Raw genomic sequence first — 26,978 nt, forward strand, 5'->3', positions numbered from 1 at the left:
CGCGCGGGACATCGCCGTGGCCGCCAGCGCCCAGGCCCAGGCTCAGCGCCTCGCCGCGCAGCGCGACCGCGACCGCCTCGCCGCCGAGCGCACCCGCCTGCTCGCGGACCGTGACCGCCTGCGGGGCGAGCGCGACGCGGCCACCCAGGTGCGGGACGCCGCCACCCGTGACCGGGACGCCGCCCTGCACGAGCGCGACCGCGTGCAGGCGGACCTCGCCGCGCTGCGGACCCAGCAGACCGACCTGCGCGCCGCGAACGAGGCGCTGGCCCGCGACCTCGCCAGCACCCGCGCCAGCCTGGGCAAGTTGCAGGACGAATATTCCAGCGCCCGCGACGAACTCAGCGCCAGCCGCAACACCGACCTCGCCTTTCCCAAGAATGACCTGGTGTACGCGGGGGTGGTGCCCAGCGTCCGCAACCTCGACGGCTTCCTGCAAGATGCGTCGGCGGCCGCCAGCAGCCGGGGCGCGAAGGGCGACCCCGCCGCGCGCCTGAGCGCCCCCGCCCGCGCCGTCCTCGAAACCAAGCTGCGCGGTCTGAACGCCAGCACCTTCGTGCAGTGCCGCGCCGCGAGCAACACCGCCGTCGGCTTTCCGGTGGACCTCACCTGCGACGCCCGGCCCAACAGCGTCCTCTACCGGGGCGGCCAGCCGATCCGCCGCGCCACCGTCACGCTGGGCGGCGACACCCGCGCCCTCCAGGCCCAGATCCAGAATCTGGTGCAGGACGCCGTGGTGGACCTCACCACCAGCGGCGTGCCCAGCGAGTACATCACGAATCAGGGCCTCGACGTGAACGAGTTCGTGGACCTGCTGACCCGGCTGAGCAGCCGCAGCGGCTCCAGCGCCACCGTCGCCATCGCTGCTCGCGACGACGTGCGCCCGGGGGGGCGGGTGGACCTCTACCCGGTGCTGCCCTGAGTTCCGGGCGGGCCATCAGACGCGCGGAAGGTGGCCCCGCTATCCTTCCCCTATGCGCCGCCTGCTTCTCCCCCTGTCCCTGCTGCTGGGCACCCTCGCCCAGGCCGAACCGGTCCGCATCGAGTTCTGGCACGCGATGGACGGCGTGCAGGGGACCGTGGCCGGGTACGCCCAGGCCTTCAACCGTTCGCAGTCGCAGTATGAGGTGGTGCCCCGGTCACTGGGAAACTACCGGGACCTGCTGCCGCAACTTCAGGCCGCGCTGAAGGCCGGGAATGCCCCGGCCCTCGTGCAGGTGGAGTTCACCCAGTTTCCCCGGCTGGTCGCGGACGGGCAGCTCACGGACCTCTCCCGCCTCACGGACGCCCTCCCAGCGGACCTGCCACGCGACCTGTACGCCCCGGTCTGGCGCGCGGGCGAGGTTGGGGGCAAGCGCTACGGCCTCCCCTGGAACGTCAGCGTGCCGGTCCTGCTGTACAACGCGGGGGCGCTGCGCCGGGCGGGGGCCAGCGTGCCGCAGACCTGGGCGGAGCTGGAAGCCGTGAGCCGCAGCCTGGCAGTGAACGGCAGGCGTCCGCTGGTCGCCGCCGCCGACGCCTGGACCTTCGAGGCGAACGTCACCTCGCGCGGGGGCAGCCTGGTCGTGAACGGGCGGCCCAACCTGAACGGCCCCGAGGCGGTGGAGGCGCTCACCCAGCTCGCCCGCATGAGCGCCGCCGGGCTCGCACAGCCGCGCCGCCTCTCGGAAGCCACCCGCGCGGCCTTCGACTTCGCGCGGGGCCAGAACCTGTTCGTGCCCGCCAGCGTCGCCAACTGGACCGACGCGCGCAAGCTCCCGTTCTTCCAACTGGGGATCGCGCCTTTCCCCTGCGAGAAGGCCGGAGCCTGCACCGTTCCGCTGGGCGGCGCAAATCTCGCCGTGCCGCGCGGCGCGACGCCCGCCCAGCAGGCCGGGGCAGTCGCCTTCTGGCAATTCCTGATGGACCCGGCCCGCCTGGCCGACTGGGTGAAGACCACCGCCTACGCCCCACCCCGGCGCAGCGTCACGCCCCTGCTGAATGACTGGTACGCCAAGAACCCGCAACTGAAGGCCGCGCACGCGCAACTGGACCGCGCCGTCCCCCGCCCCACTGCGCCCGCTTATGGCGAGTGGACGGCGTACCTGGAAGACGCCATCGCGCAGGCCACCACCGGGAAGCTGAGCGCGAAGGCCGCACTGGACGAGGCGCAGCGCCGGGCCGAGGGACGGTAGGGGAGAAGCTCAGAGAAAAAGGGCCTCCCCAACCGGAGCGGCCCCTTCCCCTATCCGGTGGCGTTCAGCCCTTGACCGCCCCCGCCGTCAGGCCGGAGACGATGTTGCGCTGGAACACCAGCACCAGCACGATCAGCGGAATGGTCACGATCACGCTGGCGGCCATGATCTGCCCGAAGGGATTCTCGTAGATGGTCGCGCCGCTGAAGTTGCCGATGGCGACCGGCACGGTCTTGGCGGTGTTGTCGGACGTGAAGGTCAGCGCGAACAGGTACTCGTTCCAGGCGTTGATAAAGGCCAGCAGACCGGTCGTGACCAGCGCGGGCGTCATCACCGGCAGCAGCACCTGGAAGAGGGTCTGGAGCGGCGAGGCGCCGTCCACATAGGCGGCCTCCTCCAGTTCGGTGGGAATCTCGCGCACGAAGGCCGTCAGGGTCCAGACCGTGAAGGGCAGCGTGAAGATCATGTACGAGAGGATCAGGCCGCCCCAGGTGTTGTACAGCGAAAAGGTCTTGATCATGGTGTACAGGCCCGACAGCACCGCGATCTGCGGGAACACGCTGACCGCCAGGATGATGTACATCAGGACGCTCTTGCCCTGGAAGCGGAACTTGCCCAGCGCGTAGGCCGCCAGCGCCGACAGCAGCAGGCTGAGGAGCACGGTACCGGTCGCGACCACGACGCTGTTGAGCAGGTTGCGGCCAAAGGGCTGTCCGGCGAACACGTCGCGGAAGTTCTGCCAGGTGGGGTTGCTGGGGAACCATTGCAGCGCCTCGGCGGAGAGCTGCGCCGGGCCGGTGAAGCTGGTCTTCAGCGCCCAGTAGAAGGGAAACAGCACGTAGAAGAGGACGATCAGCACGACCAGCCAGAAGACGATCAGGGTGAGGGTGCGGACGGCGGGATTCTTGGAATTCATGGAGCGCCCCTCCTCAGTCGAACTTCACGCGCAGGCTGGTCACGTAGATCGCCGTGAACACCATGATGATGAGGAAGATCATCACGCTGATGGCGCTGCCGAACCCGAACTGCGAGTTCAGGATCAGTTGTTGCCGGGCGTAGATGCTCATGGTGATCGTCTCGGGCGCGTTCCCCTTCACGATGTACGGCATGTCAAAGACGCGCAGCGCGTCCAGCGTGCGGAAGATCAGCGCGACCAGGAGAGCGGGCGTGAGCAGCGGCAGCGTCAGCCGCCAGAACTGCGTCCAGGGCGAGGCCCCGTCCACGTCGGCGGCCTCGTACATGTCGCTGGGGATGGTCTGGAGGCCCGCCAGCAGCAGCAGCGCCATGAAGGGCGTGGTCTTCCACACGTCCACCGCGACCAGCGCGGCCAGAGCCGTGTCGGGGTTGCTGAGAAAGGACTCGCCGGTATGCAGGAAGCCCAGCTTCTGCCCCCACTGCGAGATGACCCCGAAAGAATCGTTGTACATCCAGTTCCACATCTGCGCGCTGACGACCGTGGGAATCGCCCAGGGCACCAGAATGGCCGTCCGCAGGAAGCCCCGGCCCTTGATCTTGGAGTTGATGATCAGCGCGAAGGCCAGGCCCAGCACGGTTTCGAGGATCACGCTGCCGACCGTGAACTTGACCGTGTTCCACACCGACTGCCACCACTCCGGCGTCTGGAGGACGCCCAGGCCCACGCCTTCCGGCGTGGTGAACCAGTAGTTGCCCAGGCCGATCCACTTCGGCGCCGGGTCTTGCAGGATGTTGTAGTCGGTAAAGGACAGGTAGATCGTCCGCAGCAGGGGATACCCGGCGACGGCGGCCAGCACCAGCAGCATCGGCACCAGCAGCAGCAGGGCGACGCGGGTGCGGCTGGCGTGCAGGCCACGTGTCCGGCGGACGGCAGGCCGGGTGGAGGTGGGGGTGGTGGTCATGCTTGGGAGCCTCCGGGGGAGAGAACAAAAAGTGCCCCACGGGTGGGGGCACTCAGGCACGGCGGGAACAGCGCCAGAAGAGCGTGGCAGACCCCGCGTTTACCAGCCGCGTCCCTTGATGCGCGAGAGCTGGCCTTCGAGCGACTTGAGGGCCGGGCCGGGCGCGCTCTTGTTGGTCAGCACGTTGTACACGGCGGTGCTGAAGGCGTTGCTGACTTCGTTGTACTTGCCGCCCGTCACGGTGGCGGGGCGCGCGACGGCGTTGATAAACACGTCGTACAGGCTGCCGAAGAAGGGCACCGCCTTCAGGACCTCCGGGTCCTTGTAGAGCGAGGCGATGGTGGGGTTGTAGCTGGCCTGGATGGCGCGGCGCTTCTGCTCCGGCGCGCTGGTCAGGTACTGCACCAGGCTGGCCGCTTCCTTGGGGTGCTTGCTGTAGGCGTTCACGGCGAGCTGCCAGCCGCCCAGCGTCGCGGCGGGCTTGCCACCGGGGCCAGCGGGCAGCGCGGCCACGCCGACCTTCCCCTTGATCGGGCTGCCGGAGGCTTCCGCCAGCGAGTAGGCGTAGGGCCAGTTCCGCATGAAGGCAGAGTTCCCGGCCTGCCACACGTTGCGCGCTTCCTCCTCGCCGTAGGTGGTCACGGCCTGGGGCGCCACCGGGCCGACCATCGCCTGAATGGCGCGCAGGGCCTCCACGGCCTTGTCGTTATTCACAGTGATCTTGCCGCTGTTGTCGATGATGGTGCCGCCGCCGAAGGAGTTGATCCATTCCAGCGCGTCGCAGGTCAGGCCCTCGTAGTTCTTGCCCTGGAAGACGAAGCCCACGAACTTGGGGTTGGTCTTGCGCTCGCCCGCCTGGATCTTCTGCGCCATCGTGGAGAGTTCGTTCCAGGTCTTGGGTGCCGCGTTGTAGCCGTACTTCTTCAGCAGGTCGGTACGGTAGTACAGCACGCCCGCGTCGGTGAACCAGGGGATGCCCACCAGCTTGCCGTTCACGGTGTTGTTCTGAACGATGGCCGGGAAGTACGAGTTGATCTGGCTCTGCGGGATGGACGACTTGAGGTCGAGGAGGTGCTGGCCGATCAATCCGGGCCACACCACGTCGATCATGTACACGTCCACATCCCCGGACTTGGCCCCGAGTTGCTGCTGGTACAGCGCCAGACGCTGGTCGGTTTCCTTGGGCACCTGAAGCAGCTTCACGGTGTTGCCCGTCTGCTTGGCCCAGGCGTTGGCCCCCTTCTGGCACTCATCGTAGCCCTGGCCCACGCTGTCGCAGGCGAAGGTGAGGGTCACGCCCTGCGCGTGCGCGGCGCTGAGCGAGAAGGCGGCGGTCAGGCTGGCGATGGCAATGGCTTTCTTCATGCATCCCCCTTGTTGGCCCCGGTGGGCCAGCACTCGCGTACTGCGGTCTTACGGAAGCGTTTCCACCACAGGCTAAAAACGGTGAGTGCAGGCTACACCCGGCCTTCGGGACTGTCAATCTGTTCACGTGGGCAGGCTTTTTCCGGAGACGGGCCGGGCAGAACCCGTCGCCCGGAATCCTGCCGCGCAACTTCCGTCAAGGCCTCGCCCTCTGGCACCCTCCGGGGACACCCGGCGCTCGGCCTTCCGCTGGGGGCCTTTTCTGCTGGAGTCCAGAACCTAATGCAGTTCGTAGGCGGCGTCGCGCGTCCCGGTGCCGCGCTTCACCAGGTGCCCCTCCAGCACCAGGCGGCGCAGCACCCGCCACGCCTGCTGCGTGTTCAGGCCGCAGGCTTCCCGCAGCTCGCGGTTGCGCACCCGCCCCTGCTCGCGCGCCAGGGCCAGCGCCACCGCCCGGACCTCGGCGGGGGTGGGGCCGCTGGCGTCCGGGGCAGGGCGGGGAGGCCGGGGTGCGCGGGCGGGAACCTCCGGAGTCCCCTGGGTGGGGGGAGGCGGGGTGACCTGCGGTCCGGGCCTTTCCCGCCCCAGTGCCCGCCGCACCTCGTCCGAGAGGGTGTAGGCGATGCCGCGCCCCACACCGGAGCGCGCGATCAGGCCGTGATCCTCCATGCCGCGCAGCAGTCTCGGCGTGCGGTCCTCGGGGAGTTGCAGGGCGCGGGCCAGATGCGTCCGGGTCGCCTCCCCCTCCCGCGCCAGCAGCGAGAGGACGATCAACATGTCCAGCGATAAGGTCTGCATTTCCTCCTGCTTGCGGGCCACGAAGCGCACGAACTCGGCGTCGAAGCCCGGCGAGTGCAGCGCGAGCGTGACCGCGTCGGGGTAGGTGGTGTATTCCGGCGGTTCCTTGCCGTGGCGCAGCATCAGGCCGTACATCTTGTCCACGCCCACGCCCGCCCGTTCCACCAGGCCCAGCCGCGCCAGCACCTCGGCCAGCAGCGGATTGCGGCGCTTGGGCTGGTGCCGCAGGATATTGCCCGGCGTGATGCCGCCCGGCAGCCCCCCCGGATTCATGATTTCCAGCCGGTCGGGGTAGTGGTGGACATGCACGGCGTCGCGCAGGGTGTAGTCGCGGTGCGTGAGGGCATTGAGCAGCGCCTCGCGGTAGACCGCCTCGTCCTGATCCCACACCTCGATGCGAAAGAGGCCCACCTGCACCGGCGTGAAGCGGTTGCGGGCCTGGATCAGTTCGGCCAGCCGGGTCAGCAGGGCCGGGATGGGCCGCAGCAGGTCCTCGCGGAACTGGAATTCCACGTCGGGCGTCTGGTGGTGGTAGAAGCAGACTTCCGCCTGCGGCACGTGCGCCTTGAGGGCCGCCGGGGTCCCGGCCAGCAGGATGCCCGCCAGCGTGGGCCTCAGCGCACCGCCGCTGGGCAGCAACAGCCCCAGTTCGCGCAGGAAATCGAGGTCGGGGAGGTGACCCAGGCCGCCCTTCTGCCCCAGCCCGCGCAGCCTCGCCACCTCGTGCGGGTCGAGGTCGGCCAGCGAGGCGTCGGGAGGCACCACCGCCGTGTAGTCCTGTTGCGCTATCGGCTCGCTCTCCGCCGGGGTGACCGGGACAAGGTGCGAGCCGTCCCAGGCCAGCACCGCCCCGTCGGGCGCGGCCAGCACGTAGGGGGCCTGCGGCACGAAGACCGCCAGCACCTTGCCGCCGCCCGGCTGACGCCAGTGCTGCACGTTCACGGTCAGCCGCCCGCCTGACAGCTCAAAAATCGCGTGGGTGACCATCAGGGGGTGCAGCTCGCCCGCGTCGCGCTCGCCGGTGCCCTGGGCTTTGGGCGCGTCCGCGCCGACCAGCACCGTGCCGCCCCGCGCGTTCGCCAGGCCCACCGCGTAGCGCGCCAATTCCTGCGGCGTCACGTCCAGCGGCAGATGCACGCACGACGGCCCGGGCGGGGGCAGCACGCCCAGCGGGGAAATCGCGTCAGCAGAGTCCGGCGTCACAAGGGGGCAGTATAAGGGCAGCGGTCAGCGTTGAGCGGTGCGCCTGGGACTGACGCGCAGGGCAAACACAACGTCTGTTTTTGGGTAGGTGCACCCTGGTCAACCCCTCAATCAGTTTCGTTCAAGGGGAGCCAGGGACGCCACTTGCCCTCAAGGCAGGCCCGAGATCGGTCATCCATTGGCCCCTGACGCCAAGCCCGTTCACCCCCTCTCCTGCGGAGCTTTACAAGTCCCAACCTCCCCCCTCAAGGGGGAGGGGTTTTTTATCGCCCCACACGTCGTTTCTTCTCTATGGGGGACTGGCCTGCTTCACTCAGCCCCTTGCGGGGTCTTGCACAGCTCCGCAGGAGGGGGTGGCGGTCGGAGCTCTCCCTCGTGCCAGACGAGAAAAACAGTTCTGCGCGCTCTGCCCGCCCGACCCGTAATGCACATCAAGCGTTTGAGGAGGAGGTTTTTTTGCCGTTCTACACGGTCTTCTCTCTAAATTGCGTCGGTCCTGGCGGTCAGCCCCAAAACCTACCGCCCGCATCCTGCGACTCTCCCCGCCCAGAAGCGTTCCACTCCGCTGACGTTCCCCTCGCCGTCCAGCCAGACCAGCGCGGCCCGCGCGCCCGTGCCCCACAGCACCGCCGCCTGCCCGAAGGTTCCGCCCCAGGCCGCCGCTTGCCCCAGCCGCGCACCGGGGACGATCAGCGCCTCCTCGCGCCACTCGCCCTCGCCGTTGTGGGCGGGGAGGGGGGAGAGGCCACTGGCCCGGACCCGGGCGAGCAACGCGGCTTCGGCCTGGGCGTTGATTTCATGGGGGAGCTGTACAGCACCCGGATTCCAGGCCGTGACGACTGCCCACGTTCTGCGTGCCCATGCGGGGGCCGGTCCCCGCTCCGCCGACAGCCGGAAGCGTTCGTGGGCCGTGCCGTAGGTCGTGCCGAGGAAGGCGGCGCGCAGGTCGCCTTTCAAGGGCGGTTGACGAGCGCGTCCACGTTCAGCACCTGCATGTTCTTGAACCGCAGGGTCAGCTTCACGTGCTGTCCGGGCCGGAACTCCCCGCCGACGGCCACCCGGTAGGGCGTTTCCGCGCTCATCAGCAGGGTGCCGGACACTGGAATGGCCTGGACCGCCTCGCAGCGCGGCGCGCACTTCAGCAGGCGCGCGCGGCCCTGGGCGCTCCAGACCCCCGTCAACTCATCGTCCGCCCCGGCCACGATGCGGCCTTCCAGCACCGCCCCGCCGAACGAGGGGCGCAGGCCCACCTGGGCCGCTGGCACCCGCGTGGCGAGGGCCGCGCCCAGCAGCGTGAGGAGGACCGCTGGCCCCGCCCGCCTCATTCGGTGTCCTCGTCGCCCTCGTCCGGGTCGCCCGCCGCCGTGTCCACGTCGGTCTTCATCACTTCGCGCAGGACGCTGGTGGCAAAACTGCCCTTGGGGAGGGTAAAGGCCACCGTGTAACCGTCCTCCTCGGGGCGGACCTCGGTCTGCTCGGGGAAGACGCGCGTGAGGCGGCGGTCCCCCCGGCGCGAGGCGAAGACCTCGGGCGTCAGGCCGAAGGCCGCCAGAGCCTCGCGTTCCAGTTCGCCCGCGTCCAGCGTCAGCGGCTTGACTTTCTTGCCGAAGAGGGTGCCGGTGGCGCTCACCTCGCCCCGCTCGGCGCGGGGGGACTCGGCCGCCGCGTCCTCCACCAGAAAGACGCCCCCGGTGTCGTGCTTTTTCGCCATGTCTCCCGCCAGGAGCCGGTCGAAGAGGCCGCGCTCCAATCGCAGGCTGAGAAAGCGGTTGAACACCAGACTTTGCACGCTGGTGGTCAGAAAGCGGCGCACGCGGGGGTCGCGCAGGCGGGACTCGCCGCGCAGCACCCGCAACCCCTCCTCGGCGTTCAGGCCCTTCAACCCGAAACGCTGCGGCCCGAAGTAGTTCGGGATGCCGTGCGCCGCGAGCAGGGCCAGCGTGGTCACCGCCCGGTCCGCCGTCCCCGCCGCGTCCCGCACCCGCACCACGAAGCGGTTGCCGCGCAGGTGCCCCAGCCCCAGCTTGTTGCCGTGCCGCCGCGTCTCCAGCACGCGCACGCCCGCCAGATCGAAGGCCGCCAGCCGCTCCTCGTACTTCGCGGGCAGGCTGATCCACTGCGTCGTGACCGCGTGGCGGTCCTTCAGCCCGGCCACCCCCACGTCCCGGTCCCGCACGCCGACCTGCGCGCCCAGTTCGCGCAGCACGTGCGCGGTGGTGTGTCCCGTCTTCTCCAGATGCACAAACAGATGCTCGCCCTCCCCGGAGAGGGGATAGGCGGGCACCTCCTCCACCCGGAAATCCTCCGGTGCCGCCCGCAGACGGCCCCCCGTTCCAGGCGTCTCCGTCAGCGCGGCCAGCGCCGACCACTCAAAAACCAGACTCACGATGCCGCCCACCATACGCCAGGGCACGGAGGGAGGTGTGAGAGGGCAGAGGGGGCATACTCCCTGCTGACCACTCTCTGCTGACCGCTGAAAGCTTAGGACTTACGCGAAACGAGTTCCTCACTGGGAGAGGTAAACAGAGATTCCTTGTGCCGGGACGGCTGCGCCGTCCACCCCCCTCCCAGCCTCCCCCGCAAGGGGGGAGGAGTAAAAAGCCGCTCTACACGCTCTCGTCTTTTGAATCGCATAAGTCCTAAGCTCTCAGTTCAACACCCGCTGATCCGCATACGCCTGCGGGGTCCAGTCCGCCCGGAAGAGGCGGGGCTGGGCCTGGCGGTGGCCCGGCACGTACCAGACGCGCACGCCGCCCATGCGGTCATTCAGCGGGAGAAAGGCGCTCTGCCCGACCTGGAGGGTGTTCAGGGGGGTGCCGCCCTCGGTCCGGACGCGCAGCCAGGCGTTCATGCCGGAAGGGGACCAGCCCGCGAGTCGCAGCGGGCCGTCCGAGACATTGACCAGCCGCGCGCCCCGTTCGGTCAGGGTGACGCTCAGGTCGGGCCACTCGGGGAGCTGCACCCGCGCGAAGCGGACCTCCAGGCCCAGGGTGCGGGACGTGGGGCGCTCGCGGTAGAGGGCCGCCGCCAGCAGGCCGCCCAGTCCGGCGAGCAGCGCGGCCAGGGCCAGCATGACCGACACGTCGGTCCCGCCCCGCGCGGCGATCCGCCCCAGCAGCGCCAGGCCGACCAGCACGCCCACCAGCGGCCAGGCCCAGCCGGGACGCTCCCGCGCGGGCCGGAAGGCGCCCGGCCAGAACTCGGCCAGCAGCAGCAGCGCCGCGCCCAGCCCGAACAGCGCGGGCACGTCGGCCAGGGGGGTCAGCCACAGCAGCATCAACCCCGGCACGGTCCACCACGAGGCGCGCGGCCCCCAGCTCTGCCGGGCCTCGCGCGCCACCCGCCACAGCCAGTACCCGGCGATCAGGGCCAGCGCCAGGGCGTACTGGGGCGTCATGTGGTTGCCGGGGGTCAGCCAGTCCTGCACCTTCAGCCCACCCCGCCCGCCTGCCCCGGTTGCGCTGTCCCCGGCTGGCCGTGCCGCGCCACCTCGAAGGCGAGGTGCCCCAGCTCGTCCCGCAGAAGGCCCTCCCAGGCAGTCCGCACGGCGTTCAGGCTACCGGGCAGGGCGAACAGCAGCGTGTGGCCCGCCAGCCCTCCCACCGCGCGTGACAGCATCGCCGCGCCGCCCACCTCGCGGTAACTCAGCATCCGGAACAGTTCCCCGAAGCCCGGCATCGGCTTGGTCAGGAGCGACTCCACCACCGGAATCGTCACGTCCCGCCCGGTGATGCCGGTGCCGCCGCTGGAAATCACCACCACCGCGTCCCGCATAAAGTCGGTCAGGGTGCTGCGGATGATCAGCGCGTCGTCCTTCACCACGCGGTAGCCCACGACCTCGTGGCCCCCGGCCCGCAGCTCGGCCAGCAGGTACTGGCCACTGGTGTCCGTTTCCTCGCTGCGGGTATCGCTGACGGTCAGGACCGCGGCGCGGACGGACCGGGGCGCGGCGGCGTGGTGCGCGGTGGTGGCAGGGGAGGGGGAGAGGTCCGTCATGTCCGGCACGATACGCCGGGGGAGGCGGGACGGGGCGTGTACGGCGTCACGGTGGGGGCTACGCGCCGGGGGCGTTCTGTGCGGGAGTTCACCGTTCGCCCCTATACTTGCCCTGTGAAGCCCATCGGCCCCTACGTGGCCGCACGTGACCTGACGGGCGACCGGCCCGCTGGCACCGTGCGGACGCTGCGCGCCACCGACCGCCTGACCGGCATCCCGGTGCTGCTGCACGTGCTGCCCCACGCGGTCCCCCTGCCCGATCTGCCCGCCGACCCGGCCCTGCTGCCCTCCAGCGAGGGCGGCATCGACGGCGACACGGCCTATGTGGTCACCGAGTTGCCGCCCCACGCGCTGCCCGCCTCCGACCCGCTGCTCACGGCGCGTGGGGGATTGGCCGGGCTGGCGGCCCTGCACGAGGCGGGGCTGACCCACGGCGGCGTGGATGCGGCGCAGCTCTGGAGTGTGGACGGGCGCGTCGCGCTCGCGGGCGCGGGCCTGCCCTGGGGCGGGGAGGCCACCCCCGCCAGGGACCTGCGTGACCTGCTGCGGGCCCTGGAAACGCTGGGAGGCGTGCCGCCCGCGCTGCGTGAGCTGCCCGGCGGCGCCACCGCCCGCGACCTCCTCGCCCGGCTGGACGCTCCCGCGCCGGTGCGGGAAGCACCCAGACGCGGCGCTCCGCCCATCGTCCCGGCCCAGGAACGGCCGGAGAAAGAGGAACCCCCACCCAGCCCGGCGGCCGCTCCGGCTTCGCCTGTCCCTGCGCCTCCTCCGCTGGAGGTGACGGCCGCCCCGCCCGGACCTGTTCCCCGCGCCTCTGAGAGCGAAGATGCAGCCAGTGTCCCGGCCGAGGTGGAGCCTGGCGGGGACGCCTCTCCGGGGGAGGCCGCGCCCGTCCCTTCCGCCGTCCCCAGGCCCGTGACCGGACGGGTTCCGGCGCGGCGTGTGGCGGACCAGCCGGTGCGGATCACCTGGGATGCCGACGGTACCCGGCGTGTGGTCAAACCCGGCCGCGAGACGCCCCCGGCCAGGCCCCGCTCCCCGGGCTGGCTGCTGCCCGTGCTGGCCCTGCTCCTCCTGCTGCTCCTGTTCGGCGCGTGGTGGGCCTGGCGGTCTGCCGCGGCCTCCGCTCCCGTGCCCATCCCGGCGGCCACGACGCCCCAACCGTGTTGTGACGTGCGCTTCACGGTGCGCGGCGCACAGGGTGTTCCCGTGCGCCTGAGCCTGGTGTCCGCCCCCCCAGGCGTGAAGGTGAATCCCGATCAGGAGGTGGGCCGTGCGCCCGGTGTGGTGCGCCTGCCCCGGCCCGGCACCTACACCCTGCGCGTGGCCGCCGAGGGCTACACGCCCGGCACGGTGACGGTGAAGGCCCCCAGCGCAGTGCCGGTCCAGATTGCCCTGACGCCGTGAGGTGGCGGCGCAGCCGTCTAACGGTCTAGAGGTCCGAGGGATACTCGTTCATCACGCCCTAGACGGTTTGACGGCTGGACGGGCGCGCCAGCGCCCCATGTGAGACAATCCCCTCCGTGAGTGTTGTCATTCTCGACTTCGGCAGCCAGTTCACGCGCCTGATCGCCCGGCGTTTCCGCGAACTCGGCGCGTACAGCGTGATCCTTCCGGGCAGCTCCAGCCTGGAACGCATCGCGCAGGAAAACCCCCAGGGCATCGTGCTGTCGGGTGGCCCCAGCAGCGTATACGACGCGAACGCCCCGCGTCCGGCCCCCGGCGTGCTCGACCTCGACGTGCCCCTCCTGGGCGTGTGTTATGGGATGCAGTTCCTCGCCCACGAGGCGGGCGGCGACGTGAAGCGGGCCGGGAAACGCGAGTACGGCAAGGCGGACCTGACCCGCTACGGCGGCCAGCTTTTCGCCGGGATTCAGGGCGAATTCGTGGCCTGGATGAGCCACAGCGACTCGGTGACGCAGCTCCCCCAGGGCTACGAGGTGATCGCGGAAACCGAGGACACGCCCGTCGCCGCCATCGAGAACCCCGTCACCCACCGCTACGGCGTCCAGTTCCACCCGGAGGTCGTCCACACGCCCAAGGGCGGGCAACTGCTGGCGAACTTCCTCGACATCTGCGGCGTGGCGCGCGACTGGAACGCCGAACACATCGTCGACGAGCTGATTGAAGGCGTGCGGGCGCAGGTCGGCGACGGCCGCGTCCTGCTCGCCATCAGCGGCGGAGTGGACTCCTCCACACTGGGATTGCTGCTCTCCCGCGCCATCGGTGACCGCCTGACCGCCGTCTTTATCGACCACGGCCTGCTCCGATTGGGCGAACGCGAACAGGTGGAGGCAGCGTTGCGGCCCCTGGGCGTGAACCTCGTCACCGTGGATGCCAGCGAGGAATTCCTGGGCGCACTAGAGGGCGTCTCCGACCCCGAGGAGAAGCGCAAGATCATCGGGCGCGAGTTCATCCGGGCCTTCGAGCGCGAGGCACGCAAGTACGGCCCCTTCGACTTCCTCGCGCAGGGCACGCTCTACCCCGACGTGATCGAGTCGGCGGGCGGCGAGGGCGCGGCCAACATCAAGAGCCACCACAACGTCGGCGGCCTGCCCGAAGACCTCCAGTTCAAACTGGTCGAACCCTTCCGCACCCTCTTCAAGGACGAGGTGCGCGAGATCGCCCGTCTGCTGGGCCTCCCCGACGCCATCCGCATGCGCCACCCCTTCCCCGGCCCCGGCCTGGCGATTCGCTGCCTCGGCGCGATCACCCGCCAAAAACTCGACATTCTCAAGCGGGTGGACGACATCTTCATCAGCGGCCTGCGCGAGTTCGGCCTCTATGACGGCTGCTCGCAGGCCCTCGCCGTCCTGACGCCGATCCAGTCCGTCGGCGTGATGGGCGACGAGCGCACCTACTCCTACACCGCCGCCCTGCGCGCCGTCACCACCGACGACTTCATGACCGCCGAGTGGGCACGGCTCCCCTACGACTTCCTGGCGACGATGAGCAACCGCATCGTCAATCAGGTCCACGAGATCAACCGCGTGGTGTACGACATCACCGGGAAGCCGCCCGCCACCATTGAGTGGGAGTGAATCACGGATCAAGGGGCCGGGGAGCGTGATCTTCCTGGCCCTCTCGCTTTCAGGGAAGCGAAGGCACGAAATGCTCGACCGTCGGGAACGGGTCGTAGAAATGGTGCAGCAGCGCCCGCCACTCCTGATATTCCGGGCTGCCGCGAAAGCCGACCGTGTGCGCTTCCAGCGTCTCCCACCAGACCAGCAGGGCGTACCGGTGGTCGTCCTCCAGGCACTTTTGCAATTCGTGGCGGATGTAGCCGGGCATCCCGGAAATGATGCGTTGCGCCTGGGCAAAGGCAGCCTCGAAGGCGGCGGTCTGCCCCGCGCGGATGTTGAGCATGGCGATTTCTAAAACCACTGGCCCTCCAGGAAGGAAGGGGGCCGAGCCGTCCACTCCGCCTCCCCGCTTTGTTTACCCCGTCGCCTGGCCCACCGGCTAACTCCGGGAAGATGCGTCTAGGGTCTGTCTGGCTGAAGAATCAAAGCCAAAGAAGGATGCAAGCGAGGTGGACACCGGCTAAAAACTGGTGTCCACGCTTCTCGTACCGGGTGGCAATCGCCCGAAAATCCTTGAGGCGATTGATCCCCCGTTCGACGACCTGGCGGCCTTTGTAGGCTTCTGCGTCAAATTTTGGGGGGCGTCCCCCCCGCTTGCCCTTCCGCAGCCGGGCCTTGCGCGCATCCTGGCGCTCGGGACAGACACACCTGATCTTGCGTGCCCGCAAAGCACGCCGGTATTTCCTCGCCCCATACGCCCGATCCATCCGAAGGGTCGGGGGACGCTTGCGCGGGCGTCCCGGTCCGGGACGCCCCACCCGCACGGCCTCCAGAAGCGGCACGAGGTAGGTCGGGTCGCTCGCCTGCCCAGCAGAGATCAGCACACTGAGGGGCCGACACTTCCCATCCATCAGGACGTGGATTTTGGTGGTGCGTCCCCCACGACTGATCCCGAGCCACTCGTCTTCGAGCGCCCCCTTTTTTCCAGCTTGGCTGGCTCTTTTCGTGCGCCCACCGCAGCGCGGTGGGCTTTGACGTGCGTGCTGTCCGCCGCCGCGCCTTCCCAATCAATCTTTCCCTCAGCATCCGCTTTCAGGTGCAGGGCGGCCAGAATCTCGGCCCAGACCCCGCTGCGCGACCAGCGGGTGAAGCGGTCATGACACGTCTTCCACGACCCATACCGCTCGGGAATGTCTCGCCACGTTGCCCCGGTCTTCTGACGCCAGATAATGCCGTTCAGCACCGGCTTATGGTCCTTGTAGGCGTGTCCCTTCTTGGGGTTTTTGGGGAGCAGTGGGGCCAGAATGGCCCACTGCTGCTCCGTCAAATCCGTCCGTCCCATCCCCCTATCCTGCCAAATTCAGCCAGACAGACCCTAGGCCGTGAGCCAGGATGAGCTGGCCTGCCGCCCTCTGCTGTCGCAAGGGGCGAAGGCGCGTGTACCCCTCGGACTCGTACCAGGCGCGGGCCTGCTCGGCCGAGGGAAAGGCGATCACCACCACCCGGCCGGGCGCCGCGCCCTCCAGCGCTTCGGGCTGGCCCCCCCGCACGAGAAACTGGCCGCCGTAAGGTTCGAGGGTGGCGGGCACCTGCCCCGAATAGGTGGAGTAGCCCTCGGGGTCGTGGACATCCAGCAGGCCGATCACATAGGCGCTCATGCTTCCTCCTGAACTCCCCGAGCGGGAGCCAACGCTCGTTCCCGCCGGAATGTCGGCTCCAAGAGCAAGAAGGCGGAGTTTCCCCCACCCTCTCTGCGGTTCACCCGATTACACCGTCGTCTGGCTCACCGCCCGGCTCTTGCCCATCCCCGCCACCACCTGGTTCACGATGCGAATCCAGGCGCGGGCAGAAGCTTCAACCACGTCGGTCGCCACGCCGGTCCCGTGCAGCGTCGTCTCGCCGTAGCGGGCGCCGATGCTGACTTCGCCCAGCGCGTCCCCACCGCCCGTGACGGCCTGGATGCGGTAACTCTCCAGCACGGGGGTGATGCCGGTGATCTTGTTGATGGCCTGGAAGGCGGCCTCGACCGGGCCGTCGCCGTGGGCGGTGGCGTCCACCTGGCCGTCGGGGGTGTGCAGGCGCACGAAGGCGACCGGCGTCATGTTCATGCCGGAGGTGATCTGGAAGCCCTCCAGCGTGAAGGTCTGCGGCACGTCGCTGCGGCTCTCCACCAGGGCGCGCAGGTCGTCGCTGTAAATCTGGCCCTTGCGGTCGGCCATGTCCTTGAAGCGGGCGAACAGGTGCTTGATGCGCTCCTCGTCCACCTCGTAGCCCAGGTCGGTCAGCGCCTTGCGGAAGGCGGCGCGGCCCGAGTGCTTGCCCATCACCAGCACGGCGGCCTCACGCCCGACCAGTTCGGCGTTCATGATCTCGTACGTCTCGCGGGCCTTGATAACCCCGTCCTGGTGAATGCCGGACTCGTGCGCGAAGGCGTTGTCGCCCACCACGCCCTTGTTCGGCTGCACGGGCATCCCCGACAGGCGGCTGACCATCCGGCTGGCGCGGTAAATCTCGCGGGTGCGGATGCCTGTCTCGAAGCCATAGTGGTCCTTGCGGGTATGAAAGGCCATCACGATCTCTTCCAGCGCCGCGTTCCCCGCCCGCTCCCCGATGCCGTTGACCGTGCATTCGATCTGCCGCGCGCCCCCCTCCGCCGCCGCGATGGAGTTGGCGACGGCCATCCCCAGGTCGTCGTGGCAGTGGGCGGACAGGATGACGTGGGCGGGCAGTTCGCCGCGCAGGTACGCGAATAGATCGCGGATTTCCTCGGGCGTGGTGTACCCCACCGTATCGGGGACGTTGATGGTCGTCGCGCCCGCCTCCACCGCCGCCTGGAAAATACGGGCCAGGAATTCGCGCTCGCTGCGGGTGGCATCCTCCGCGCTGAATTCCACGTCATCCACGAAGGAGCGGGCCAGGCGCACCGCCTCCACCGCCCGCTCGATCACGGCGTCCGGCTCCAATTGCAGCTTCTTCGCCATGTGAATCGGGCTGGTGGCGATAAAGGTGTGGATGCGAGGCTTCTCGGCCAGCTCCACCCCCTTCGCTGCTGCCTCGATGTCGGCTCGGTTGGCGCGGGCCAGCCCGGCGATGATCGGCCCCCGGACCTCGCGGGCGATGCGGCTCACGCCTTCCAGGTCACCGGGGGAGGCGATGGGAAAGCCCGCCTCGATCACGTCCACGCCCAGGCGGGCCAGTTGGTGCGCGATTTCCAGCTTCTGCGTGTGGTTCAGCGCCACGCCCGGCGACTGCTCGCCGTCGCGCAGGGTGGTGTCGAAGATGCGGATGCGCTGGCCTGCTGCCTGGGGCTGGGTCATGGGGAGTCTCCTGAAGGGTGAGAGGGCGGGGAATCAAAGAAAACCCCGGAGGGGGTTCCTCCGGGGGTAAGGCGGGTCTTCGCCGTTCACTCCACCGGAGGAAGGCTAAGAAGAAGGCCGCCGAACGCTGTCATGGGGTGCATGGTAACGGGAGGGGAGAGCGGGGGGGAGGGAGTCGTCTACACGGGTTACAGCAACCCGGCCTGCCGCAGTTCGTCCCTGAGCGCGGGCAGCCGGGGCTGGCGTTCCACCACGGCGCAGATTTCCCAGTCCGTGGCCTGTTTGCCGATCAAGGCCGGGAGCCTTGCCAGCACCTGCGCAGCCTCGTGGTAGCTGCCCCGTGTCCGCCTGTCGATGTGCCGCTGCGCTGCGCGCAAGATCAGCGGGACGGCCCGCGCGGGGTCGAGTTGTTCGGAGAGGGCGAGCAGTTGCCGGTTCGGGATATTCCTCTCCCGCTCGCCCACCAGCCGCAGCGCCTCTTCCGTCAGCCCCTCGCGCAGCAGCAGGTCCAGCAGGAGGTCTGTTTCGTCGGGCCGCTTCCAGAGCCGCTTCACGATCTCCGCGCGCTCGCCCGGCCAGTCAGGGCTGACCTCCTTCAGCGCGAGGAGCCATTCGCGGCTAGGGGACCGCAAGGCGGCGCGGGCCAGGGCGTGGGCTTAAGAGGGGAGGAGCAAAACCGCCCTCTTTTGCTCAAAGCTCTTCTCTCAGAGTTGACCCCTGACGGCTAAAAGCTGGCCGCTCCTCAGACCTCCAGCTCCTGCTTGCTGATGAAGGGCATCTTGTCCCGCAACTCCTTGCCCACCACCTCAAGCGTGTGGTCGCGCATCTTCTTGCGCTGCTCCTTCATGTACGGGAAGCCGCTCTCAGCGTCACCTATGAAGCTCTGCGCGAACTTCCCGCTCTGGATGTCGCCCAGCACGTCCTTCATGGTGGCCTTTGTCTCGTCGGTGATGATGCGCGGGCCGGTCACGTAGTCGCCGTACTCGGCAGTGTTGGAGATGGAGTGGCGCATGCCCTCGAAGCCCTTCTCGTAGATCAGGTCCACGATCAGCTTGACCTCGTGCAGCGTCTCGAAGTAGGCGATTTCGGGCTGATACCCCGCCTCCACCAGCGTCTCGAAGCCCGCCTGGATCAAGTGCGTGACGCCGCCGCAGAGAACGCTCTGCTCCCCGAAGAGGTCCGTTTCCGTCTCCTCCTTGAAGGTGGTTTCCAGCACGCCCGCGCGGGTGCCGCCGATACCGCGCGCGTAGGCCAGGGCGATGTCACGGGCATTGCCGGTCGCGTCCTGCTGCACGGCGAAGATGCTGGGCATCCCCGCGCCATCCACGTACACGCGGCGCAGCATGTGGCCCGGCCCCTTGGGCGCGACCAGGAACACGTCCACGTCGGCAGGCGGCTTGATGCGCCCGAAGTGGACGTTGAAGCCGTGGCCGAACGCCAGCGCCTTGCCCGCCGTCAGATTGGGGGCGATGCTCTCCTCGTACACCTTCGGCTGGTTCTCGTCGGGGATCAGCAGCATGATGACGTCCGCTTCCTTCACGGCATCCTCGATGCTCGCCACCCGCAGGCCCGCCTGCTCGGCCTTGGCGCGGCTGGGGCTGCCTTCGCGCAGGCCGACCACCACGTTCAGGCCGCTATCCCGCAGATTCTGCGCGTGCGCGTGTGCCTGGCTGCCGTAGCCGATGATGGCGATCAGCTTGTCCTCGATAGGGGCGAGGCTCACGTCGCGGTCGTAATACATTTTTGCAGCCATTGGGGGATTCTCCTACAGAAAGTGAGGTGGGGGGGAATGTGAGCTAGGGGAGGAGGTCTTCTCTTTCGGGAGTAGAGTCCTGGATGTGAATCATGCTGACGCATCGGCAGTCAGGCTGCGTGTCATTCTGGAAGTAGACGAGCCGTCACAGCGCCGTGCTTTTGTGACCTGGGCAGAGAGCAGTGGGGTGGACGTTGCAGCGTTGGAGAACGAAGGCTGTGGATGTTGCGTTGACATCTACACGTTCTCTTCCGCACCTGCCTCCGCGCTCGCACTGGAGGACCAACTCAGAGCGGTGGGTGCCGGAGTCGAATACCTCACCGACCGGGCTTGACGCTCTCTAAAACAGATTCGGCACCCCCCGCGCCCTCTCCTCGCGCGGTTCGATGCCCTCCACGGCGGGCCGGAGCGTCTCGGTTTCGCCCCCGTGGTAGACGTGGCTGGGAATGTCGGCGTTGGAACCGCGTGTGAGGGCGATGCGGCCCGTCCGCATGGTTTCCAGAATTCCGAAGGAGCGCATCTGCTCGATAAAGGCGGTGATCTTGCCCTCGTCGCCGGTGACCTCAAAGGTGAGGGCGTGGCGGCCCACGTCCACGATGCGGGCGCGGAAGTCCTCCGCGATCTGGCGGACCTCGACGCGGCTCTCGGGCGTGATCGCCACCTTGACCAGCACCAGTTCACGGTCCACGTACTTTTCGAGGCTGTGGTCGATGATCTTGATGACATCGTGCAGCTTTTCCAGTTGCCGCATCGCCTGTTCGACCACGCCGCGGTCGCCGGTCACGACAAAGGTCATGCGGCTCACGCCGGGATGCTCCGTGGAGCCGACCGAGAGGCTCCTGATGTTGTACCCGCGCCGCCCGAAGAGGGACGTGATGCGGGTCAGCACGCGCGGCTCGTCGCGGACCAGGGCGGAAACGAGGTGGTCACGTTGGGGGTGATCCTGTGAGGTGGGGGCGGTCATGCGTCCTTCGCCTCCTTCCGTGGGGCGCGGGGGGGTTCGGCCTCGATCATCTCATTGAGCGCCGCCCCGGCGGGGACCATCGGGAAGACGGCGTGTTCGTGCGGCACCACGACTTCCAGCAGGGAGGAGCGGGGGTCGGCCAGCCAGGCGTCGATGGCGGCGGGCAGTTCCTCCGCGCTGCTGGCGCGGTAGCCGGGCACGTCGTAAGCGTCCGCCAGCTTCAGGAAATCTGGGTTGGAGTCGCCCAACCACACTTCCGAGTAGCGGCGCTCGTGGAACATCTCCTGCCACTGGCGCACCATGCCCAGATAGGAGTTGTTGATGATGCAGATCTTGACGTTGCGGATGTCGTACATCTTCAGCGTGGCGAGTTCCTGCGCGGTCATCTGGAAGCCGCCGTCCCCCGCGATCACCACCGAGCGCACGCCCGGCTCGGCCATCCCCGCGCCAATCGCGGCGGGAAAGCCGAAGCCCATCGTGCCCAGCCCGCCCGAGTTGATCCAGCGCCGGGGCCGCTCGAAGCGCGCGAGCTGCGCGGCGAGCATCTGGTGCTGCCCCACGTCCGAAGAGAGGATGTCGTCGGGACCGAGGCGCCCCACGACCGCCTGCACCGCATGGGCCGCGCCCCAGTGGTCGGGCTGCCGGGTGCGCGACTTCCATTCCCCGATCTGCGCCTTCCACTCGGGCAGGTCCAGCTTTTGCGCGCCCTCGGTCAGCAGCCGGGCGGCCACCCGCGCGTCACCGCGCACCGGGACGTGCGTCCGCACGATCTTGCCGATCTCGGCGGCGTCGAGTTCGACGTGGATGATGGCGGCGTTCGGCGCGAAGCCACTCACGCGGCCCGTCACCCGGTCGTCGAATCTCAACCCGATGCCCAGCAGCACGTCCGCCTCGCTGATCGCGCGGTTGGCGGCCACCGAGCCGTGCATGCCCGGCATGCCCAGCCACAGCGGGTCACTCGCCGGAAAGGCCCCCAGCCCCATCAGCGTGGTGATGACCGGGATGTCCCAGGCGCGGGCCAGCGCGGTGATTTCCGCCGCCGCGTCGAGCGAGCCGCCGCCCACCAGGATCACCGGCTTCTTGGCGCCGCGCAGCAGTTCACGGGCGCGTTCAGTGGCTTCCGGCGCAGGTGCGGGCGCTTCCGGGCGCGCGTGCGGTGCAGTGATCTCGCCGTGATAGGGCGCGAGCTGAATATCCTTGGGGATGTCCACCAGCACCGGGCCGGGCCTTCCGCTGCGCGCGATGCGGATCGCCTCCGCGATCACCTGCGGCAGCTCCTCCACGTCGCGCACCACGTAGTTGTGCTTGGTGATCGGCAGCGTGATCCCGGTGATGTCCGCCTCCTGAAAGGCGTCGGTGCCCATCAGGTGCCGCGCCACGTTCCCGGTGATCGCCAGCAGCGGCACCGAGTCCATCATCGCGTCCGCCAGGCCTGTCACCAGATTGGTCGCGCCCGGCCCCGAGGTCGCCAGGCAGACGCCGATCTCGCCGGTCGCCTTGGCCCAGCCTTCCGCCGCGTGAATGGCGCCCTGCTCGTGCCTCGCCAGCACATGCCGCACCTCGGGGTAGAAGGTCAGCGCGTCGTATACGGGCATGATCGCCCCGCCCGGATAGCCGAACACGGTGCTGATGCCGTGCCGGACCAGCGTCGCCCACAGTGCTTTTGCACCCGTCATGTCCTGCTGCGTCATGCGTTCCTCCTGTCGGCCAGATGCTCCAAACGGCGCGCGCCACGCTTACCCGAAGGCGGCGCGGCGCACCCTGCGGCCCGTGGGGTCATCCCCCGACAGGCGGCTTTCCAGTGTTGTTGTCCCCGGCTTCCCATGCTGAACCTCTCCTTCTCCCGCACTGAAAAACCCCCGCCCGGGTGGTGGGCGGGGGTGTGGCACGCGCTCGCGCTTAGCCGCCAGAACCCCCGGTGCTAAGAATTACGATCACGAGAATCGCGTGCGGCGCGTTCATGGCCTCACCCTAAACGCTGGGGAGAGGCCCGGAGGAGAGGGCGTCTAGACGCCCCGGCGGTACGGGCGGGGGAACAAACGGACGTTTGGAAGTCGCCCGCGTAAAAGACCCCTCACCCCCTCGCTGCGCGAGGTCCCTCTCCTGGGAAAGAGGGGGCATAAAAAAGCCCTCTCCCGGGGGAGAGGGTTGGGTGAGGGGTCTCTTACCGCCCACCGGGCACGAACTCGCGGTCCGCGAAGTCCTCGCGGCGGCGCTCGCCGCCCTGCCGGTCGTCGCGGTCACGGCTCCAGCGACCCTGACCGCCCCGGTTGCCGCCGCCCTGGGAGCCGCCCTCGCGGTTGCCGTAGCCGCCGCGTCCGCCCTGGGAGCCGCCGCGATTGCCACGGTAGCCGCCCTCGTCGCGGTAGCTGCTGCCCCGGTTGCCGGAGCCGCCCTGACGGCCCTCGCGGGTGGGGGCTTCGAACAGCTCGGGGAGTTCTTGGGCGACTTCGACGCCCACTTCGCCTTCGAGGGGCGAGGCGGCGAGCAGCTTCTCGACGTACTCGCTGGGCACGTCGGCCACGGTGCCGCCGCGCCACTGGCGCACCTTGCCCAGACGGCGGGTGTCCACGTCGCTGTTGCGGGCCAGCAGCGCGACGGTGCGCGGCACGCTGAGGCGCTCGCCGTGCAGGATGATGGTGGTCAGCCCTTCCTCACCGCTCAGCAGGCTGGCCGCCTTGACGGGTTCGGTCACGCCGCTGATCTTGGCGAGAGCGCGGGAGAGGGCTTCCAGGCCCAGTTCGCTGAAGAGACGCTCGGCTTCCGCCTGGAAGCTCGCGGCCACGCCACTCTCCACCTTGCGGACGGTGTCGGCGCTGGAGCGGGCGCTGGCGGCCTGCACTTCCTTGGGGGTCGGCAGGGCGCGTTCCTTGAACTGCACGCCGGTGCGGTACTCCAGGTTGCGCAGTTCGCGGTTCTCGCGGTCGCCGTACATCACGATGGCGGTGCCGGTGCGTCCGGCGCGGCCCGTGCGGCCCGAACGGTGGATGTAGCTCTCGTGGTCCTGGGGCAGGTGGTACTGCACCACCAGATCCACTTCGGGAATGTCGAGGCCGCGCGCCGCCACGTCGGTGGCGACCAGCACGCCCACCCGCCCGCTGCGGAAGGCCCCCAGCGCACGCTCACGCTGGCTCTGCGCCAGGTCGCCGTGCAGGGCTTCGGACTCGATGCCGCGGTGGATCAGTTCGTTCGCCAGTTCGTCGGCCTCGCGCTTGGTGCGCGTAAAGACGATGGCCTTTTCGGGGTTGTAGACGGTCAGCAGGTCGGCCAGCACGCGGGTGCGGGTGCGGCCCACCTTCACCTTGAGGTGCTCGACGCTCTGGGCGGCCTGGCTCTTGCCCTCGCCGACCATGTCCACCACGACCGGCTCGCGCAGGTACTTGCGCGCGATGCGGCGGATGTCGTCGTTCAGCGTGGCGCTGAAGAGCATGGTCTGCCGCTCCTCGGGCGTCTTCTGGAGGATGGTTTCGATGGCGTCCGCGAAGCCCACGCTGAGCATCTCGTCCGCCTCGTCCAGCACCGCGTACTCGATGTTGCTGAGGTCGAGGTTGCCGCGCTCCAGGTGGTCGATCAGGCGGCCGGGCGTCCCGACCACCACGTCCACACCCCGGCGCAGCGCGTTCTCCTGCGGGCCGTAGGCGGCGCCGCCGTACACCGTGACGGTGCTGAGCTGCGGGGCGCTCTTGCTGAATTCTTCCGCCACCTGCTTGGCGAGTTCGCGGGTCGGCGCGATCACGATGGCGCGCGGCAGGCGGCCCCGTTCACGGCTGGGTTCGAGGTTCTGGATGATGGGCAGCGCGAAGGCCAGCGTCTTGCCCGTGCCGGTGCGGGCGCGGCCGATCAGATCCTTCCCGGCGAGGGTGTGGGGCAGGCTTTCCGCCTGAATGGGGCTGGCTTCGGTGATGCCGCGCTCGGCGAGACGCGCCGCGAGTTCGGGCGCGATCAGTTGATCAAAGTTCATTTGTGGTCCTTTCCGGGAAAGCACGACCCCGTTGACCAGCAAATGCTTGACCTGAAAGTGGGGGCACTTTCCAGCCGCCGGGAACATCCCGGGCAGCGCACGAAGGAAAAGTGTACACCACAGGCGGGAAAAAGGCAAGGGGGACAACGTTTTTCGCGTCGCCCTCAGCGCACGTCGCTTTTCCGCAGGCTGAAGAGCAGACCGAGGGCCGCCAGCGCGACGATGAGGGTCACGAGGCCCCACGCCTGCCCCCGCGTGACCGCGTAGGCGGTGGCACTCAGCCCGCCCTGAAACACCAGGCTGGAAACGACATTGACCAGTGGGCGCGATTCCCGCTTGCGGAAGGCGTCGGCCCGGCGCAGCGGGAGGGGCTGCCACAGCACCATCAGGGCCGCGCCCCCCGTGCCGAGCAGCACCAGCGGAAAGAGCATCAGGCTGGAAGGAACGCCCGGCCCGAGTGCCCCCCGCGCGGCCAGCAGGAGGAGCCCGACCACCCCCAGGAGGGTCGTCGGCAGGACGGCGGCCAGCCACTTCTCGCGCTGGAGGGCGGCGGGACTGCGCGGCGCAGTGATCAGGAGGTCGGGCGCATCCTCGGCATCCAGGGTCAGGCGGGCCAGATTGGAGGCGAGGTTCGCCGTCAGCAGGACCAGCGCCGCGCCCACCGCGCCGCTCACGCTTCCGCGCGCGATGGACAGGAACAGCGGGAGCAGGTACACCAGTTGCAGGAGCGTGCGCGACAGCACTTCCGGGTCGCGCAGGATCAGCCGCCATTCCTTGAGCAGGGTGGCCTGGCCGCCGGACGCGAAGCGCAGGGGCCGCGTTCCCCCTCGCGCCGTGGCCGCCCGCCTGCCGCCCGATTCGCCCGCCTCCTGCACCCCCTGCGTGAAGCGCCGGGTCAGGGCGCTGATCGTCCCCGCCAGAATCAGGGCCGCGCCGACCAGCAGGGCGAGCAGCGGCCCGGGTTCCAGCCACGCCGCCCGCACCGGCCACCACAGGAGGCTCCCCCGGCCCGGCCAGTTCCCGGTCCCCGGACTGATCTGCGCCAGGGCGCTGAACAGGGCGATCCGGTCACGCCCGGCACCGCCCATCATGTTCGGCCACTGGGAAACCAGAAACACGCTGGCCCCAAAGAGGGCGCCGATGACCGAGGCGACCGTGCGGGTGCGGCGCACGCCGATCCAGCCCACCAGCCCCAGCGTCAGCCACAGGCCCAGACTGGCCGCCAGAGCGGACGCGGCCACCCACCAGCCCAGCAGCCCCAGCCCCCGCCACACCCCCAGCACCAGCAGGATCAGCAGCAGCGGGACGAGGAACAACGCCGCCGTCAGCGCGGTGGACAGCATGACGCCCAGCGCCCGCGACGCCAGCACCGTGCGCGGCGGGGTGGGCGAATGCAGCAGCAAATCCAGGTCGCCGCGCGTGAACAGCGCCTCCAGCGCCGCCGTCACCGCCGCCGAAACCATCAGCGTGAAGAAGAAGACCTCGGCGAGCAGGACTGGGCCGAACACCTGATCCGGCAGGGGCGCGTTCAGATTCACGTCCCTGAGCAGGGCGCGCAGGGCCATATACAGGAACAGCGTGATGAGGAGGATGGCGACCAGAAGGGCGATCAATCCGGTGCGTTGCCCCCCCGTCAGGCCGCGCCACTGCCAGCCCAGTTGCTTCCCGACCAGCCACCCCAGGCTGCCGGGCGCGGCCCTCACCGCACCTCCTGAAGCGGTCCGGCGGGGGTGGCTTCCAGCCCGGTGAGGTGCAGAAAGGCGTCCTCCAGGCTGGTCGTCCCGGTGCGGGCCAGGAGTTCCGCCGGAGTCCCCTCCGCGACCAGCCGCCCCGCCGCGATGATGCCGATGCGGTCCGAGAGCCGCTCGGCCACCTCCAGGATGTGCGTGGTCAGCACCACCGCGCCCCCTCCCTCCACAAAGGCCCGCAGCGCGTCCTTGACCTGGCGGGCGGCGGCAGCGTCCAGTCCGGTGAGGGGTTCATCCAGCAGCATCAGGCGCGGCTCGTGGACCAGCGCCCCGGCCAGCGCCAGCTTCTGCTTCATGCCGCGCGAGAAGCCCTCCACGCGCTCGGTGCGGTGCGGCCACAGATTCAGCCAGTGCAGCAGCTCCTCGGCCCTGGGGGCGGCACGGGCGGCATCGATGCCCCACAGGCCCGCGACGAATTCCAGGTACTCGGGCGGCGTGAGCTTGCCGTACAGCAGCGGATCGTCCGGCAGGTATGCCAGGCGCTGCTTGGCCTCTCTGGCCTGCCGCTGCATGTTGAAGCCGTAGATCAGCACCTCCCCCCGGTCCGGCCGGGTCAGGCCCGAGATCATGCGGAGGGTCGTGGTTTTCCCGGCCCCGTTCGGCCCCAGCAGGGCGTACAGCTCGCCCGCCGGAACGCTGAGGCTCACCCCCGCCACCACCTCCCGCCCCCCGAAGTGCTTGCCCAGGTCACGCAGCTCCAGAGCGGGAGGGCCAGGCGGCAGCGCGGTCATGGAATCACTATAGGTGCCGGACAGGAGCGGCGAACCGGCAGATGAGGCGGCGCGCCGGAGGCCAGACT

24 protein-coding genes (1 of these 24 cut by a window edge) are annotated in these 26,978 nt (G+C 69.2%); 4 read left to right on the forward strand and 20 right to left on the reverse strand.

What is annotated here, in order from left to right:
• Both E5F05_RS10530 and E5F05_RS10535 read left to right on the forward strand, forming a co-directional pair.
• Positions 1-922, forward strand: partial view of a DUF3084 domain-containing protein gene (locus E5F05_RS10530; protein WP_146719926.1) — the 3' portion only. It extends 809 nt beyond the left edge of the window; the window shows 922 of its 1,731 coding nt (coding positions 810-1,731); the start codon falls outside the window, past its left edge; its stop codon occupies positions 920-922.
• Positions 923-974: 52 nt separating this feature from the next.
• The gene (locus tag E5F05_RS10535; protein ID WP_129118588.1) at positions 975-2,174 is read left to right on the forward strand and encodes an ABC transporter substrate-binding protein; all 1,200 of its coding nucleotides are present in this window, start codon (positions 975-977) and stop codon (positions 2,172-2,174) included.
• 64 nt (positions 2,175-2,238) lie between these two features.
• Here the strand turns inward: E5F05_RS10535 and E5F05_RS10540 are convergent, their stop codons facing one another.
• From E5F05_RS10540 to E5F05_RS10580, 9 genes are all read right to left on the reverse strand, one after another.
• Positions 2,239-3,090, reverse strand: coding sequence for a carbohydrate ABC transporter permease (locus E5F05_RS10540; protein ID WP_129118589.1), 852 nt, complete (start codon positions 3,088-3,090; stop codon positions 2,239-2,241).
• Positions 3,091-3,103: 13 nt separating this feature from the next.
• The gene (locus E5F05_RS10545; RefSeq protein WP_129118590.1) at positions 3,104-4,051 is read right to left on the reverse strand and encodes a carbohydrate ABC transporter permease; all 948 of its coding nucleotides are present in this window, start codon (positions 4,049-4,051) and stop codon (positions 3,104-3,106) included.
• Between the two features lie 99 nt (positions 4,052-4,150).
• On the reverse strand, positions 4,151-5,416 hold the full coding sequence (locus tag E5F05_RS10550) for an ABC transporter substrate-binding protein (protein ID WP_129118591.1): 1,266 nt from the start codon (positions 5,414-5,416) through the stop codon (positions 4,151-4,153).
• A 279-nt stretch (positions 5,417-5,695) separates the two neighbouring features.
• A complete protein-coding gene (locus E5F05_RS10555; protein ID WP_129118592.1) occupies positions 5,696-7,417 on the reverse strand; it encodes an AlbA family DNA-binding domain-containing protein in 1,722 nt (573 codons plus the stop codon).
• A 516-nt stretch (positions 7,418-7,933) separates the two neighbouring features.
• Positions 7,934-8,374: a DUF3293 domain-containing protein gene (locus tag E5F05_RS10560; protein ID WP_129118593.1), complete on the reverse strand. Its 441-nt coding sequence runs from the start codon at positions 8,372-8,374 to the stop codon at positions 7,934-7,936.
• Positions 8,371-8,742: a hypothetical protein gene (locus E5F05_RS10565; RefSeq protein WP_129118594.1), complete on the reverse strand. Its 372-nt coding sequence runs from the start codon at positions 8,740-8,742 to the stop codon at positions 8,371-8,373. The genes E5F05_RS10560 and E5F05_RS10565 overlap by 4 nt, the downstream gene beginning before the upstream one ends.
• Complete coding sequence (gene truD, locus E5F05_RS10570; protein WP_129118599.1) at positions 8,739-9,818, reverse strand: tRNA pseudouridine(13) synthase TruD; 1,080 nt, start codon at positions 9,816-9,818, stop codon at positions 8,739-8,741. The genes E5F05_RS10565 and truD overlap by 4 nt, the downstream gene beginning before the upstream one ends.
• Positions 9,819-10,064: 246 nt before the next feature.
• Entirely contained in the window at positions 10,065-10,844 is a 780-nt protein-coding gene (locus tag E5F05_RS10575) for a hypothetical protein (protein ID WP_129118595.1), read from the reverse strand.
• Positions 10,845-10,846: 2 nt separating this feature from the next.
• On the reverse strand, positions 10,847-11,413 hold the full coding sequence (locus E5F05_RS10580; protein WP_129118596.1) for a MogA/MoaB family molybdenum cofactor biosynthesis protein: 567 nt from the start codon (positions 11,411-11,413) through the stop codon (positions 10,847-10,849).
• Positions 11,414-11,527: 114 nt separating this feature from the next.
• On the opposite strand from E5F05_RS10580, the gene E5F05_RS10585 reads away from it, so the two are divergent.
• On the forward strand, positions 11,528-12,820 hold the full coding sequence (locus E5F05_RS10585) for a PEGA domain-containing protein (RefSeq protein ID WP_129118597.1): 1,293 nt from the start codon (positions 11,528-11,530) through the stop codon (positions 12,818-12,820).
• 116 nt (positions 12,821-12,936) lie between these two features.
• Entirely contained in the window at positions 12,937-14,454 is a 1,518-nt protein-coding gene (gene guaA, locus E5F05_RS10590) for a glutamine-hydrolyzing GMP synthase (protein ID WP_129118598.1), read from the forward strand.
• A 49-nt stretch (positions 14,455-14,503) separates the two neighbouring features.
• On the opposite strand, the gene E5F05_RS10595 is transcribed toward guaA, so the two are convergent.
• The 11 genes from E5F05_RS10595 to E5F05_RS10645 form a co-directional block, all read right to left on the reverse strand.
• Positions 14,504-14,779, reverse strand: a complete 276-nt coding sequence (locus E5F05_RS10595; RefSeq protein WP_129118600.1) for an antibiotic biosynthesis monooxygenase family protein — start codon at positions 14,777-14,779, stop codon at positions 14,504-14,506.
• Positions 14,780-14,918: 139 nt separating this feature from the next.
• Positions 14,919-15,778 (reverse strand): IS5 family transposase gene (locus E5F05_RS10600; protein WP_146719922.1). Its coding sequence is split into 2 segments (ribosomal slippage): positions 14,919-15,421 and positions 15,421-15,778, totalling 861 coding nucleotides; the frame shifts between segments, so codons are not numbered across the junction.
• Positions 15,779-15,782: 4 nt separating this feature from the next.
• Positions 15,783-16,094, reverse strand: coding sequence for a DUF1330 domain-containing protein (locus E5F05_RS10605; protein WP_129118601.1), 312 nt, complete (start codon positions 16,092-16,094; stop codon positions 15,783-15,785).
• A gap of 108 nt (positions 16,095-16,202) precedes the next feature.
• Positions 16,203-17,753 (reverse strand): 2-isopropylmalate synthase, encoded by a 1,551-nt coding sequence (locus E5F05_RS10610; RefSeq protein WP_129118602.1) that lies wholly within the window; start codon positions 17,751-17,753, stop codon positions 16,203-16,205.
• A 188-nt stretch (positions 17,754-17,941) separates the two neighbouring features.
• On the reverse strand, positions 17,942-18,385 hold the full coding sequence (locus E5F05_RS10615; RefSeq protein ID WP_129118603.1) for a hypothetical protein: 444 nt from the start codon (positions 18,383-18,385) through the stop codon (positions 17,942-17,944).
• 110 nt (positions 18,386-18,495) lie between these two features.
• The gene (ilvC, locus tag E5F05_RS10620) at positions 18,496-19,506 is read right to left on the reverse strand and encodes a ketol-acid reductoisomerase (RefSeq protein ID WP_129118604.1); all 1,011 of its coding nucleotides are present in this window, start codon (positions 19,504-19,506) and stop codon (positions 18,496-18,498) included.
• A 340-nt stretch (positions 19,507-19,846) separates the two neighbouring features.
• Positions 19,847-20,470 carry an acetolactate synthase small subunit gene (ilvN, locus tag E5F05_RS10625; protein ID WP_164973438.1) on the reverse strand — a complete coding sequence of 208 codons (624 nt, stop codon included), beginning with the start codon at positions 20,468-20,470 and terminating at the stop codon, positions 19,847-19,849.
• Positions 20,467-22,161 (reverse strand): biosynthetic-type acetolactate synthase large subunit, encoded by a 1,695-nt coding sequence (gene ilvB, locus E5F05_RS10630; protein ID WP_129118605.1) that lies wholly within the window; start codon positions 22,159-22,161, stop codon positions 20,467-20,469. The genes ilvN and ilvB overlap by 4 nt, the downstream gene beginning before the upstream one ends.
• Before the next feature lie 473 nt (positions 22,162-22,634).
• Positions 22,635-24,431, reverse strand: coding sequence for a DEAD/DEAH box helicase (locus E5F05_RS10635; protein ID WP_129118606.1), 1,797 nt, complete (start codon positions 24,429-24,431; stop codon positions 22,635-22,637).
• A gap of 164 nt (positions 24,432-24,595) precedes the next feature.
• Positions 24,596-26,134 (reverse strand): hypothetical protein, encoded by a 1,539-nt coding sequence (locus tag E5F05_RS10640; RefSeq protein ID WP_129118607.1) that lies wholly within the window; start codon positions 26,132-26,134, stop codon positions 24,596-24,598.
• The gene (locus tag E5F05_RS10645; protein WP_129118608.1) at positions 26,131-26,910 is read right to left on the reverse strand and encodes an ABC transporter ATP-binding protein; all 780 of its coding nucleotides are present in this window, start codon (positions 26,908-26,910) and stop codon (positions 26,131-26,133) included. Before E5F05_RS10645 ends, E5F05_RS10640 begins: the two co-directional genes overlap by 4 nt.
• Positions 26,911-26,978: the final 68 nt, after the last annotated feature.

Origin of the sequence: Deinococcus metallilatus, from assembly GCF_004758605.1 — a bacterium.
Classification (GTDB): Bacteria; Deinococcota; Deinococci; order Deinococcales; family Deinococcaceae; genus Deinococcus; species Deinococcus metallilatus.